General features: G+C 64.5%; 12 protein-coding genes. 7 read left to right on the forward strand and 5 right to left on the reverse strand.

The genetic code is table 11. The annotated features are described in order from the left end of the window. Nucleotides 1-233 precede the first annotated feature (233 nt). From ACPGXI_RS16500 to ACPGXI_RS16510, 3 genes are read right to left on the reverse strand one after another with little or no spacing between them, the layout of a single operon-like run. On the reverse strand, nt 234-1,421 hold the full coding sequence (locus ACPGXI_RS16500) for a thiolase family protein (RefSeq protein WP_526654838.1): 1,188 nt from the start codon (nt 1,419-1,421) through the stop codon (nt 234-236). Beyond that, nucleotides 1,421-2,479 carry a beta-ketoacyl-[acyl-carrier-protein] synthase family protein gene (locus tag ACPGXI_RS16505; RefSeq protein WP_526654840.1) on the reverse strand — a complete coding sequence of 353 codons (1,059 nt, stop codon included), beginning with the start codon at nt 2,477-2,479 and terminating at the stop codon, nt 1,421-1,423. Before ACPGXI_RS16505 ends, ACPGXI_RS16500 begins: the two co-directional genes overlap by 1 nt. A gap of 14 nt (nt 2,480-2,493) precedes the next feature. Continuing rightward, entirely contained in the window at nt 2,494-3,495 is a 1,002-nt protein-coding gene (locus tag ACPGXI_RS16510) for a Zn-ribbon domain-containing OB-fold protein (protein WP_526654842.1), read from the reverse strand. Nucleotides 3,496-3,553: 58 nt separating this feature from the next. Here ACPGXI_RS16510 and ACPGXI_RS16515 point away from each other — a divergent pair, with 58 nt between their 5' ends. The 4 genes from ACPGXI_RS16515 to ACPGXI_RS16530 all read left to right on the forward strand — a co-directional run bounded on the left by ACPGXI_RS16515 (nt 3,554) and on the right by ACPGXI_RS16530 (nt 8,249). After that, nucleotides 3,554-4,606: an LLM class F420-dependent oxidoreductase gene (locus ACPGXI_RS16515; protein WP_526654845.1), complete on the forward strand. Its 1,053-nt coding sequence runs from the start codon at nt 3,554-3,556 to the stop codon at nt 4,604-4,606. Nucleotides 4,607-4,737: 131 nt separating this feature from the next. Beyond that, nucleotides 4,738-5,442, forward strand: a complete 705-nt coding sequence (locus ACPGXI_RS16520; RefSeq protein ID WP_526654861.1) for an acetoacetate decarboxylase family protein — start codon at nt 4,738-4,740, stop codon at nt 5,440-5,442. 21 nt (nt 5,443-5,463) lie between these two features. After that, a complete protein-coding gene (locus ACPGXI_RS16525) occupies nt 5,464-6,726 on the forward strand; it encodes a cytochrome P450 (RefSeq protein WP_526654847.1) in 1,263 nt (420 codons plus the stop codon). Between the two features lie 47 nt (nt 6,727-6,773). Next, on the forward strand, nt 6,774-8,249 hold the full coding sequence (locus ACPGXI_RS16530) for an aldehyde dehydrogenase (RefSeq protein WP_526654849.1): 1,476 nt from the start codon (nt 6,774-6,776) through the stop codon (nt 8,247-8,249). 33 nt (nt 8,250-8,282) lie between these two features. Here ACPGXI_RS16530 and ACPGXI_RS16535 read toward each other — a convergent pair whose 3' ends face one another. Together ACPGXI_RS16535 and ppk2 are read right to left on the reverse strand one after the other, a co-directional pair. Next, nucleotides 8,283-8,945, reverse strand: coding sequence for a TetR/AcrR family transcriptional regulator (locus ACPGXI_RS16535; RefSeq protein WP_526654851.1), 663 nt, complete (start codon nt 8,943-8,945; stop codon nt 8,283-8,285). A gap of 53 nt (nt 8,946-8,998) precedes the next feature. After that, nucleotides 8,999-9,790 (reverse strand): polyphosphate kinase 2, encoded by a 792-nt coding sequence (gene ppk2, locus ACPGXI_RS16540; RefSeq protein WP_526654853.1) that lies wholly within the window; start codon nt 9,788-9,790, stop codon nt 8,999-9,001. A 133-nt stretch (nt 9,791-9,923) separates the two neighbouring features. Between ppk2 and ACPGXI_RS16545 the strand changes: the two genes are divergently transcribed. From ACPGXI_RS16545 to ACPGXI_RS16555, 3 genes are all read left to right on the forward strand, one after another. Then, the gene (locus tag ACPGXI_RS16545) at nt 9,924-10,580 is read left to right on the forward strand and encodes a TetR/AcrR family transcriptional regulator (RefSeq protein WP_526654855.1); all 657 of its coding nucleotides are present in this window, start codon (nt 9,924-9,926) and stop codon (nt 10,578-10,580) included. A gap of 90 nt (nt 10,581-10,670) precedes the next feature. After that, entirely contained in the window at nt 10,671-12,470 is a 1,800-nt protein-coding gene (locus ACPGXI_RS16550; protein ID WP_526654857.1) for a flavin-containing monooxygenase, read from the forward strand. Between the two features lie 74 nt (nt 12,471-12,544). Next, a partial coding sequence (locus tag ACPGXI_RS16555) for a flavin-containing monooxygenase (RefSeq protein WP_526654859.1) occupies nt 12,545-13,874 on the forward strand: 1,330 nt, incomplete at its 3' end.

Consider the following 13,874-nt stretch of genomic DNA (forward strand, 5'->3'; position numbering starts at 1 on the left):
ACATGTCACCGATGTCCTGAAGCAGAACTGTCACCGATGTCCTGAGACATCACAGTCAGACACTCGACGTTGATGACACTGATTCGTTGATGACACTAATTTCTGTGTATTGAGCCGTCCGCGTTTACCGGTAGTCGGAGGTCCACTTCTTCATGTAGACCAGTTCGTCATGTAGAAAAGCGAATCCATGTAGACAGCGCCCGGCCCCATGGTGAAACTGCACGTGTATCGCATCACGAGCTCGATTCACCTGGCTTGTCGACCGAGACGACCCACATCGAGAAGTACTGCGAGCCACCGCCATAGGCGTGCCCCAGGGCTTTGCGCGCACCCTCGACCTGATGGTCGCCGCCGTTGCCCATGACCTGGATAGCTGCCTCGGCGAAGCGGATCATGCCGGATGCGCCGATCGGGTTAGACGACAGCACCCCGCCGGAGGGGTTGAAAGGAATGCGGCCGCCCATCGTGGTTTCGCCTGCTTCGGTGAGTTTCCAGCCCTCGCCTTCGGGCGCGAAGCCGAGGCTCTCCAGCCACATCGGCTCGTACCACGAGAACGGCACGTACACCTCGGCGACATCGATTTCGTCGATGGGATTGGAGATTCCGGCGGCCTTCCACAGCGCAGCCGCGGCATCCCGACTCGCCCGGGGATTGACCTGATCGCGGCCGGAGTACGCCAGAGGTTCCGTCCGCAGCGCGGTGGCGTGAATCCACGCGACCGGATAACCGTCGGCGACGCGGGCGTCGGCGGTCTGCTCGTCACCGATGACCATCGCTGCGGCGCCGTCGGAGGACGGGCAAGTCTCGTCGTAGCGGATGGGGTCCCACAACATCGGGGACTCCATCACCTTCGCCAGCGTGATGTCGGGTTGATGCAGATGGGCGAGTGGATTCCGGGTCCCGTTGAGGCGGTCCTTCACCGCGACCATTGCCCCGATGTGATTCGGTGCGCCGGAGCGCCGGATGTAGGCCCGGATATGGGGAGCGAAGTATCCACCCGCGCCGGCGCCGACGGGTTTGGTAAAGGGCACCGGCACACTGAGCGCCCACATGGCATTGGACTCGGACTGCTTCTCCCACGCCATGGTCAGCACACGCCGGTACTTGCCCGACTGGACCAGGCTCGCCGCCACGACCGCAGTCGAGCCGCCGACGGAACCGGCCGTGTGAACCCGGATCAGCGGCTTGCCCGAGGCGCCGGTGGCGTCGGCCATGAACAGTTCGGGCATCATGACGCCCTCGAAGAAATCCGGCGCCTTACCCACCACCACGGCGTCGATATCGGCCATCGTGGCGCCGGCATCGGCCAAAGCGCGATCGATGGCCTCGCGAACCAGGCCGTTCATCGAGACGTCCTTGCGCTTGGCGACGTACTTCGTCTGCCCGGTGCCCAGCACGGCCGCAAGCTCCTTGCCGCTCATCAACTCATCCCTTCCAGCACGGCGACCAGATTCTGTTGCAGCGCAGGCCCGCTCGTCGCGTGGGCCAGCACTCGCGAGGCATTGCCGTCGAAGATGTGTCGGGCGGCAAATCCGATCCGCTCCAGGCCTGCCGAGAACATCGGGTTGGCAGCCAGCGGACCGCCGGAGGGGTTGATCTTGGTGCTCTCGGGTAGCCCGATGGCCTCTTTGAGGATCAGCTGCTGATGGCTGAACGGCGCGTAGAGTTCGGCGATTTCGATGGACGAGGCGTCCCCGCCGGTGGCGGCCCGCGCCGAGGCCGCCGTCGATGGCGATGTGGTCAAATCTCGAGCCCCCAGCACCGGCGTCTCGATGCGGTGCTCGATGCCGGTGATCCACGCCGGTCGCTCCCGCAGTTCGCGGGCCCGATCCCCGGCAGCCAGCACGATCGCCGAGGCGCCGTCGGTGATCGGGGCGATGTCGTGGCGGCGCAACGGATCTGCGAAGTACGGCCGTTCCAGCAATTCCTCGATGCTCTTCGCCGGCTCGACCGAATCGACACGCGGTGCAGCCGTCATCGCCGCCAGTGCCACCTGGGCCATCTGCTCGGCGGTCCATTTTCCGGTGTCCAGGCCGAACCTCGCCTGTAGTCCGGCCATGCTGACGGCATCCGGCCAGAGTGGCGCCACGGTGTAGGGGTCGGTCTGCAGCGCCAGAACTCGGCGCAGGATTCCCGCCGAGGACTTGCCGAAGCCGTAGACCAACGCGGTATCGATCTCGCCGGTCAGTATTTTGATGTAGGCCTCGTACAGCGCCCATGCCGCATCCATCTCCACGTGTGACTCGTTGATCGGCGGCACCGCGCCGATGGAGTCGATAGCTGAGATGAATGAGAATGCTCGGCCGGCAAGGTAATCCGATGAACCAGAGCACCAGAAGCCGATGTCGGTCTGCTTGAGGCCCAGCTCGGCGTAGATCGAGCTGAAACACGGCATCAACATTTCGACACCGTTTGTGGTCCCGTCGGTGCGGCGTACGTGGGGTGAGTGGGCGAACCCGACGACGGCAACTTCAGTCATGAGTCGATGTCCCTTTACAGGTGATGCTTGTAGGTGTCGTAGTCGGCATCGGGTTCGCCCGTCGGCCGAAAGTACTCGATGTTGTCGATGCCCAGGTCCCACTCCTCGCGGGGCCGCCACACAGCCTGCACCCGCATTCCCATCCGGACCTTGTCGGCGTCAATGTCCGAAACCAGATGCAGGAAGGCGATATCGGCGCCGTCGAGCAGCACGTAGGCCGCGACGTAGGGTGGTGCGATCCGCTGGCCCGCGAACGGGATGTTGATGATCGCGAATGTCGTGACTGTGCCGATGTCGGACAATTCGATGAACTGGTCGAGCTCCTGGCCGGTTGCCGGATCTGCTTCGCGCGGCGGGAAATACACTTTCCCATCAGTGCCGGTGCGGCCTCCCAGAAGCTTGCCCCGCTGCAGCGCGCGTAGGAAGGCGCTCTCGGGAAGTGACGCCGTATGCAGAATCTCTATGCTGCTGGGCGACACCTGGATGGTCACCGGGTCCAGACCTTCGGCCGGAGCGGGAACCTCCTCCGCCTGGCCCCCCAACTCGAAGTACGCGATGTCGGTGATGGCGCCCACGGTCTCGGCCGCCCAGTGCACGTGCACGCGGGCACCGGTGCTGATGGAATCAGCGGATCCGTCGGCTCCGACGTCCACCGCATGCAGTAGTGGGGTATCGGCCCCGTCGAGTGTGATCAGCGCCCAGGCGAACGGACGGTCCAGTGGTTGACTCTCGAGCGGTTCGGGCTGCCAGGTCCACGAGACGACGGTGCCGACGCTGGCCACCGGTACGATCTCCGTCAGTTGTTCATAGGTGACGGGGTCGTATTCGGCAGGGGGAACATGTACCCGCCCATCTGATCCACGCACCCCGACAATACGTCGCTCGCGCAGAGCGGTGAAGAATTCGCCGAGGAGTGGTCCTACTGAACGGGTGTAGTCAAAGGACAGCCTCAACGGGGCCGAAAGTGGCGGCTCATGGGGATCGATCTGCACCGGGCTGCTGTGGCTGGTGGTCACGGCATCGAGTAGAACAGGTTCTAAGAATGGTTTCAAGACGGGTATGGAGGTCGCGGAAATGGAGCTAGGTCTTCAGCTCGGCTATTGGGGGGCGCAACCACCGACGAACGCGGCGGAACTCGTCGCCGCCGCGGACGAGGCCGGATTCGACACCGTGTTCACCGCCGAGGCGTGGGGATCGGATGCGTTCACGCCGCTGGCCTGGTGGGGGTCGGCCACCAGCCGGCTGCGCCTGGGCACCTCGGTGGTGCAGCTGTCCGCGCGCACACCGACTGCCTGTGCGATGGCCTCGCTGACTCTGGACCATCTCTCGGGAGGGCGGCACATCCTCGGGTTGGGAGTGTCCGGCCCGCAGGTGGTCGAGGGCTGGTACGGACAGCGGTTTCCCAAGCCGCTGGCTCGAACCCGCGAATACGTCGACATCATTCGGCAGGTGTGGGCTCGGGAGGCGCCGGTGGTCAGTGCGGGTCCGCACTACCCGCTGCCGTTATCAGGCGAGGGCACGACCGGGCTGGGCAAAGCGCTCAAGCCGATCACCCATCCGCTGCGTGCCGACATTCCGATCATGCTGGGCGCCGAGGGGCCTAAGAACATCGCGATGGCCGCCGAGATCTGTGACGGATGGCTGCCCATCTTCTACACGCCCCGGATGGCCGATACCTACAACGAATGGCTCGACGAAGGCTTTGCGCGTAAGGGGGCTCGGCGCAGCCGGGAGAACTTCGAGATCTGCGCCACCGCCAACATCGTGATCACAGATGACCGCAGCGCCGCGTTCGAGGCGATGAAGCCCTACCTGGCGCTCTACATGGGCGGGATGGGCGCGCAGGACACGAACTTCCATGCTGACGTGTATCGGCGCATGGGCTATGCCGAGGTGGTGGACGAAGTCACGGCGTTGTTCCGCTCGGGGCGTCAGGACGGAAAAGAGCGAGCCGCGGCGGTCATCCCAGACGAACTCGTCGACGACGCGGCGATCGTCGGCGACGTCGACCACGTCCGTCGGCAGATCAAGGTCTGGGAGGCGGCCGGCGTGACGATGATGGTCGTGACAGGCCGAAACACCGAGCAGATCAGAGAGTTGGCCGGGCTGGTCTCGATCCGGGAATAGACACTTTCTTGCAGCGTGTCTAGAACAGGTTCTAGATTGGGGGCGTGACCAACGACGCATCGTCTTCTCGCGAGCGCTCACCCGAAGACACGCCAGTCGTCCGGCACACCGTCGCCGGCACCGTGCTCACCATGCCGGTCCGGGTCCGCACGGCCCATCAGCACACCGCCATGTTCGTGGTAGACGCCGATGCCGCCCAACAGATGATCGACTACAGCGGCCTGGAGGTGTGCCGCTTCCGCGGCGTGACGGGGGCAGGCCGCGCTTTGGTGGTGCTGATGCTGATGCGCTACGAGGACACCGACCTGGGGCAGTACTACGAGTACGGCACCAATGTGATGGTGAATCCTCCGGGAACGCCGACGTCGGGCGCTACCGGGTTGGCCGCGCTGCAGTCAGCCGGCGCATTCGTCCATCACCTCCCCGTCGACCAGTCATTCACGTTGGAGGCCGGCCGGACGATTTGGGGCTACCCGAAGGTGATGGCCGATTTCACCGTGCGCAACGGGCGCAGGTTCGGGTTCGATGTGAACATCGACGGACAACTGGCGGTGAGTATGGAATTTCGGCCCGGCGTGCCCGTGCCGTCGGCGTTCACCTCGCGCAAGCAAGTGCACAACACGTATTCCCACCTGGACGGCGTGACCCGCGAAACCCCCGGGGAAATGCTGCTCAGCGGGGTGCGCTACCGACCCGGTGGTGTCGAGGTTCGCCTCGGTGACCATCCCTACGCCGCGGAACTGTCACGCTTGGGCTTGCCCAAACGTGCGGTTCTGTCGAGTTCGGCGGCCAACGTGGACATGACCTTCGGCAACTGTCGCGTGATTCACCACTAAGCATCGATCATCAGGAGTGCTATGACGTCCACGCCCCACGTTGCCGATGCCGGGCCGGTCGCCGGCCCGGACGTCGACCTCGCCGATGGCCGTTTCTACGCCGATGGCCCTGCCGCCCGCGAGGCCTACAAGTGGATGCGGGCCAACCAGCCCGTATTCCGGGACCGCAACGGCCTGGCCGCCGCCACCAGCCATCAGGCGTTGCTCGATGCCGAGCGCAATCCTGAGTTGTTCTCCAGCGCCGGCGGCATTCGCCCGGACCAGCCCGGCATGCCCTACATGATCGAGATGGACGATCCCGCGCACCTGTTGCGCCGCAAGCTGGTCAATGCGGGCTTCACCCGCAAGGGAGTGATGGACCGGGTGTCGTCGATCGAGACGTTGTGCGACACCCTGATCGACGCGGTCTGCGAACGCGGCGAGTGCGACTTCGTCCGTGACATCGCCGCCCCGCTGCCGATGGCGGTCATCGGCGACATGCTCGGGGTGTTACCCGAAGAACGCGAAATGCTGCTGAAGTGGTCCGACGACCTGGTCGGCGGGCTCAGCTCGCATGTGGACGAGTTGACCATCCAGAAAGTGATGGAGACTTTCGCGGCCTACACCGCATTCACCATGGACGTCATCGCCAAGCGGCGCGCCGAACCCACCGGCGACCTGTTCTCCGTGCTGGTGAACTCTGAGGTCGAGGGCCAGCGGATGGCCGATGACGAGATCGTCATGGAGACGCTTCTCATCCTGATCGGCGGCGACGAGACCACCCGGCACACTCTGTCCGGCGGTACCGAGCAGTTGCTGCGCCACCGCGAACAATGGGAGCGCTTGGCCGCAGATGAGCGCTCGCGCGAAGACGGTGGGGGGCGCTTGTCGCTGTTGCCGGGCGCCATCGAGGAGATGCTGCGCTGGACCTCACCGGTCAAGAACATGTGCCGCACCCTCACCGCGGACACCGAATTCCACGGCACGGCGCTACACAAGGACGAGAAGATCATGCTGATGTTCGAGTCCGCCAATTTCGACGAGAGCGTTTTCGGCGATCCCGAACACTTCCGTATCGACCGGAACCCGAACAATCACTTGGCGTTTGGCTTCGGCACGCACTTCTGTCTGGGCAATCAGCTGGCCCGCCTTGAGCTGTCGAAGATGACCAGTCGGGTGCTGCAGCGGCTTCCCGACCTGCGGCTCGCCGGGGATGCGGTGGTGCCGCTGCGGCCGGCCAACTTCGTCAGCGGTCCCGAGGCCATGCCGGTGGTGTTCACGCCGACCGAACGGGTCTTGCACTGAGTGTCAATCCAACGGGTCAACCCAACGCCTTGGAACGGAGGTACCCAGTGGCGAGCCGAGCCCTGCCGGGCAAGGTGACCGAGTTGCTGATCGGGGGCGAGCTGACGGCGGGGCGCGGCGGCAAATTCCCCACGATCAATCCAGCGACGGAAGAATTGCTCGGTGAGGCCGCCGATGCCACCGCGGAGGACATGGATCGCGCGATTTCCGCTGCGCGCGGCGCGTTCGACGAATCGGACTGGTCGCGCGACGTCGAGTTGCGGGTGCATTGCCTACGCCAACTGCGGGGGGCACTGATCGAGGAGATCGACGCGCTTCGCGGGATCACGGTCGCGGAAGTGGGCACCCCTATCGCCTTGACGTACAAAGGACAGCTGGAAGTGCCGGTCGATGACCTGGCGATCCCGGCCGCCACCGCCGAAAACTATTCCTGGTGCCAAGATTTGGGAGAGGCTGCCCCGCTGGGCATCAATACCAGGCGCACGATCGTGCGCGAACCTTTCGGGGTCGTCGGGGCGGTGACACCGTGGAACTTTCCGCATCAGATCAACCTGGCCAAGCTCGGGCCCGCGCTGGCCGCCGGCAACACCGTCGTACTCAAGCCCGCTCCGGACACCCCGTGGTGCGCGGCGGAGGTGGCCCGCATTATCGCCGAGAGAACCGACTTTCCCCCCGGCGTCGTCAATGTCGTCACCTCGAGCGATCACCGAATTGGCGCGCAGTTGGCCGAGGATCCGCGGGTCGATCTGGTGTCGTTCACCGGGTCCACTGAAACCGGCCGGTCGGTGATGACCGCGGCGGCGCAGACAATCAAGAAGGTGTCTCTGGAACTGGGCGGCAAGTCCGCGTTCATCGTGCTCGACGATGCCGATCTGGCCTCAGCGTGTACGGCGGCGGCGCTCACCGTCTGTACGCACTCCGGGCAGGGTTGTGCGTTGACCACCCGACTGGTGGTCCCGCGGGAGCACTACGACGAAGCGGTGCGAACGACAGCTGCCACGATGGCGCGCGTACCGATCGGCGATCCGACCGACCCCAAGACCGTTTGCGGCCCGCTGATTTCGGCCAAGCAGCGGGATCGTGTGCGGGGCTACCTCGACCTGGCGTTGCGGGAAGGCGGTAGTTTCGCCTGCGGCGGCGGGTGTCCTGAGACGCTCTCGACCGGCTTCTACATCGAGCCGACCGTGATCAGTGGCCTGAGCAATGAAGCGCGGGTGGCGCGCGAGGAAATTTTTGGGCCGGTGTTGGTGGTGTTGCCCCACGACGGCGACGCGGATGCGGTGCGACTCGCCAACGACTCGCCGTACGGCCTGTCGGGCACGGTGTTCGGCAACGACCACGTTCGTATCGACTGGGTGGTATCCCGCTTGCGTGCGGGGACGATCAATGTCAATGGCGGAGTGTGGTATTCGGGCGATGTCCCGTTCGGCGGCTATAAACAGTCCGGAATCGGCCGGGAGATGGGACTGGCCGGATTCGAGGAATTCCTCCAGATCAAGGCAGTGGCCGAGCGCCTTCGATAGCCAAGACGTTCGCAGCGAAGGAGTTCGACCGGCTCACCCCACCGAACCGGCGACGTCGGGAGTGACGCGCTGCGGGGTGGCCCGAAACAGAGTTCCCCTGATGAGTTGCTTGGCCGAGACCAGATTCGCCCGGTGGGTCTGCTCGGCAAGGCCCGCCGCCTGTTCGGTCAATCCACGGGTTAGCGCGTAGATGGCCCTCACCGCCGCCTCAGGATTGGTGCCCGACGGCAACAGTCCCTGGGCCGCGGTATCGCCGATGATGTCGCCGATAACGCCGTGCAGCGCCGTGGATCCCAGTTGCTGCCCCTCGTCACGGCGCAGGTGTGGGCTGCTCTCGGCGCGAATCGCGCGCTCGAAGTCAGCGAGGTGGGGATACTCGCGCATCAGTCGTTCCGACTCGTCCAACACCGCTTCGAGCCGGTCGACGACGTCACGATTGTCCGCTGCAGCTGCCCGCAGCCGCGGCAAGGCGATGTCATCGACGGCGGTCGCGGTGGCCTTGAGTAGCTCCGACTTGTTCGGAAAATAGTGATAGAGGCTGCCGCTGGTCATGCCGGCGGTGCGGGCAATCTCGCGAATTGTGGCCTGGGAGTAGCCCATCTCGGCGACACACCGCATCGCGGCATTGATGATCCGGGTCCGGGTCGCCTCGCCGCTGGCCCCGACCGGTCTCCCTAACGGCGAAGTGGCGGGCACAAGGTGGCCGTCATCAAGGATGTCCTCATCGTCAGTTCGCGTCAGTCAAACGCTCATCCGGTGAACTTGCCGCTGCGGATGCGATCGGCCTCCATGAGGGCGAGTTCCTGGGCGGCGGGGACCACCACCTCCTGGTCGGGCACGAAGTCGACCGAGTCGGAGCGGTCTTGATACGGGACGGCGTTGAGCATCACGCGTATCGCGTTGAGTCGGGCCAGGTGCTTGTTTTCGGAGCGCACAATGGTCCAGGGGGCATCGGCGGTGCTGGTGCGCCGCAGCATCTGGTACTTGGCATCGGTGAAGTCGTCCCAGTGCTCCTGGGCCTGGACGTCGATCTCGCTGAGCTTCCACTGGCGCAGAGGGTCGTCGCGCCGACGTTCGAACCGGCGGGCCTGCTCCTCCTTGGTGACGCTGAAGTAGAGCTTCACCAAGGTGGTGCCCTGGCGGACCAGATCCTTCTCGAAGCCGACAACGCCCCGCAAGAAATTCCGGTGCTCCTCATCGGTGCAGAAGCCGAAGACCGGTTCCACCATCGCCCGGTTGTACCAGGAGCGGTCGAACAAGACCATCTCGCCACCCGAGGGGAACTGGGCCACGTAGCGCTGGAAATACCACTGGGTGCGCTGCTCCTCGGTGGGCTTACCCAGGGCCACGACGCGGTAGTGCTTCTCATTCATGTAGCGCGTGACACGCCGGATGGTGCCGCCCTTGCCGGCGGCGTCTCGACCCTCGAAGAGCACGATCATCCGGCGGTCCTGGTCTTCCAGGTAACGCTGGAGCTTGAGCAGTTCCACCTGATAGGGCTTGAGTTCTTCTTCTTCGCGAACTTTGCGTGGGACGGCCATGTCCTCGATTCTTCCCTAAGTCGCCGCGACCGGTAATCGGACCTCCAAAACCCGATAAACTCGGGGGTCTGTCCCCGGAGTTGAGGGTCGTTGGGATGCAGGTAGATCGAGGAGCCGATGGGATGCCGGGGTGATGACGACTACGCAACTGGGCCGGCCAGTTGGCGCCAGCGGTGAGGCGACCCGGACCCGGATCATCAATGCCGCGATGCGGTGTGTCGCCGAGATGGGCTACTCGAAAGCCACGATCCGATCGATCGCCCGTATGGCGGGGATGACCAGCGCCAGTCTGTACAACTATTTTCCCAACCGATCAGCGCTGATGACGGCGGCGATAGCGGCCAGAGCCGACATCGCGCTGCCTCGGCTGCACCTGGCGGCGCAATGTTCTGGCTCCACCATCGACCGTATCGAGGCGGTGCTGGACGAGTCGGGCAAATTGATGCACGAGTATCCCGATCTGGCAGCGTTCGAATGGGCGATCCGGGCTGAAGGCCCCAGCCTCACGCAGGTCCAAACCGCCGAAGTGCAATTTCTGGAGTTGCGCCACATCGTCGAAGGCATCGTCGATGACGGTGTTCGGCGCGGTGAGCTGAGCAAGGATGCGGACGCCCGGGCTGCTGTGGCGGTGCTCTATGCGCTCCTGCATGGGCTGACCGAACTGGCCGCGAGCGCCTCACCGGCCGCCTATCACACGACGCTGGAGGCTTCGAAGCGGCTCATCCGCGGGACACTGTTCGAGCATGACCCAGAGCCGGTCCGCCCTGCAGCCGAGCCCGCGTCTCCTTGATACGATCAATCGATTGATTATATAGTTGGGGCCACTATCCTCGGCAGGCACGTTGACTGCGCCTGCCGATACCAGAAGAGGATCAACACTGTGGCTGGCTCCGACAATTCGGCGACGGACGTCGAGGCTCTGCGGCAGAAGTACCTCGAAGAGCGGGACCGGCGGCTGCGGCCCGACGGCCTCGCGCAGTACGTCGAGGTAGCCGGCCGGTTCGCGGGGTTCGGTGCGGACCCGTGGGCCGATCCGCACTTCACGCGAGCACCGTTGGCCGATGAGGTTGACGTCGCGATCATCGGTGCCGGTTTCGGCGGACTGCTCACCGCAGTGCATCTACGCGAGCGTGGGGTCGATGGTGTGCGGCTGATCGACAAGGCCGCCGACGTGGGCGGGACGTGGTATTGGAACCGCTACCCCGGCGTCGCCTGCGACGTCGAGTCGTACGTGTACATCCCGTTGCTGGAGGAACTCGGCTATGTCCCCACCGAGAAATACGTCAGGGGCGCTGAGATTCTTGCCCACTGTCGGCGAATCGCCGAACATTACGACCTCTACCGAAACGCGTGCCTGCAGACCGAAGTGCGCGAAATCCGTTGGGATGCAGAGAAATCACGCTGGATCATCTCCACCAATCGCGGAGATGAGATGGCTGCCCGTTTCGTCTCGATGGCTAACGGCTACCTTCAGAAACCCAAACTTCCCGGCATCGCTGGTATCGAGTCGTTTCGCGGTCACGCGTTTCACACAAGTCGGTGGGACTACGACTACACCGGCGCCGGGCTGGCCGGACTGGCGGACAAGAGAGTCGGCATCATCGGCACCGGCGCCACGGCGGTTCAGTGCGTTCCGCACCTTGCCCGGGCGGCAGAACACGTGCACGTTTTCCAACGCACACCGTCGTCGGTGGACGTGCGAGCGAACCGGCCGACCGACCCACAATGGGTCGCCGGCCTGGAGCCCGGCTGGCAACGCCGACGCATCGAGAACTTCCAGATCCTCACCGCAGGTGGGCAAGCCGAGGAAGATCTGGTTGCCGACTCGTGGACCAGCATCACCAAGAAGATCCCGGTGATGCAGCAACATTCGGCCGCGGGCTGCACCGCTGAGCAGCGGGCGCGTGGCGTCGAACTCGCCGACTTCGCGAAGATGGAGGAGGTGCGGGCCCGCGTCGATGCGTTGGTGGCCGACCCTGCCACCGCTGCGGCGCTCAAGCCCTGGTATGGGTATTTCTGCAAGCGACCGTGCTTCCACGATGAATACCTGCAGACATTCAACCGAGACAACGTCACACTGGTCGACACCCGTGGCCGCGGGGTGGAGCGGATCACCGAGACAGGCGTCGTCGTCGACGGGGTGGCCTACGAGTTGGACTGCCTGATCTTCGCCACCGGGTTCGAGGTCGGCACCGATTACGCGCAGCGGACCGGCTTCGAGTTGATCGGCCGCGACGGCCTCTCGCTGACCGAGAAGTGGCGCGACGGCGTGCGGACCTTTCAGGGCGTATCGGTGCACGGGTTGCCGAACTGCTTCATCGAGAGCATCGCCCAGTCCGGGTTTACCGTGAACTTTCCGTATCTGCTCGACGTGCAGGCCAATCACGTCGCCTGGATCATCGCCCGGGCGCTGGAGCATGGCTACAGTGCGGTCGAACCTTCGGCCGACGCTGAAGCAGCGTGGGTCGAGACGGTCCGTGAGCGCTCGGCGGTCACTGCCCAGCGTGCCAAATCATGCACCCCGGGCTACTACAACCGCGAGGGACAGGCGAACGAGAAGACGAGGCAGGGCAGCTTCTTCTTCGGCCAACCGACCGAATACGCAGACATCCTGGAGGATTGGCGGCAGAGAGGGGATCTGGACGGCCTGGACGTTCGTACCGAAGAGGTCGCGCAGTGACGTCTGGGCGGGCTCAACTGCGGTACGCCGCCGGCCGGATTCGGGCTGCGACGCGGCGCCGACGCTCACCCAGGGTGGCAATCATCGGGGCCGGATTCGGCGGACTTGGCGCAGCGGTGGCGCTACGGCGCGCCGGAGTCGACGACATCGTCATCGTCGAAGGTAGCGACGGGGTCGGTGGCACCTGGCGGCACAACACCTATCCCGGTGCTGCCTGTGACGTCCAAAGTCACTTCTATTCTTTCTCCTTCGCGCTGAACAGATCATGGAGCCGGACCTACGCGCGCCAGCCAGAGATTCTGGCTTACCTGGAGTCGGTGGCCGACGAATTCGACCTACGCCGCCACCTGATGCTCGGCACCTGCCTACGCCGGGCCCGCTGGCACGAGGACACCCGCCAGTGGGAACTTGAAGTTCAGCGCGTTGGCACCGACGACCTCACGACGATCAGTGCCGATGTCCTGGTCAGCGCGGTCGGATTGTTCGGTGCGCCAAAGTATCCCGAGATCGCCGGTCTTGACGACTTCGCAGGCACTCTGCTGCACACCTCGCGCTGGGATGACCGCATCGACCTGGCGGGTAAGAAGATTGCGGTGATCGGTACCGGTGCCAGCGGGGTCCAGGTCATCCCAGAGCTGGCGAAGAGTGCCTCGCGCCTCACCGTCTTTCAGCGCACGGCGCCATGGATGGTCCCCAAGGACGACCGTCCCTTCACCTCGGATGAGTTGGCGAGATTCCGGCGTAATCCGTTGGCTGTGCGCCGGGAACGGTGGCGCGTATGGAAGTTCTTCCATGACAACACCGCGACGATGGCTGATGATCCGCTCGTGTCCAGCCGCGCCCAGTTCGCGACCGCGTTCTTGGAAAGTACGGTGCCCGACGCCGCGCTTCGTCGGGCACTGACGCCGGACTATCCGTTCCGCTGCAAGCGGGTGCTGCTGGGTGACGATTTCTATCGTGCGCTGCAACAGAACCATGTCGAGTTGGTGACCGATCCGATCGATCGGGTGACCGAAAATTCGGCCATCACCACAGCCGGCGACATCGTGGAGGTCGACGCGATCGTGCTCGCCACGGGATTCGAAACATCCGAGTATCTTTCGGGCATCGAGGTCGTGGGGGCCGGTGGCACGACGCTGCATGAACAGTGGGGTTGTGAGCCCAGTGCGTTCCTGGGCGCTGCGGTGAGCGGCTTCCCGAACTTCTTCATGTTGTACGGGCCCAACACCAATCAGGCCGGAAGTTCGATCGTCTACGTCCTCGAGGCCGGCGCCCGCTTGGTTGCCAGTGCGGTCGGTCGGCTTGCCCGCCGGGGTGGGTGCCTACAGGTGCGACCCGAAGTCGAGCAGCGGTACAACGCTACGCTGAGCGCGGACTTGGAGCGGACCGTGTGGACTCAGTGTG

The organism is Mycobacterium sp. (genome assembly GCF_049608025.1).
In the GTDB taxonomy this organism is placed as follows: Bacteria; Actinomycetota; Actinomycetes; order Mycobacteriales; family Mycobacteriaceae; genus Mycobacterium.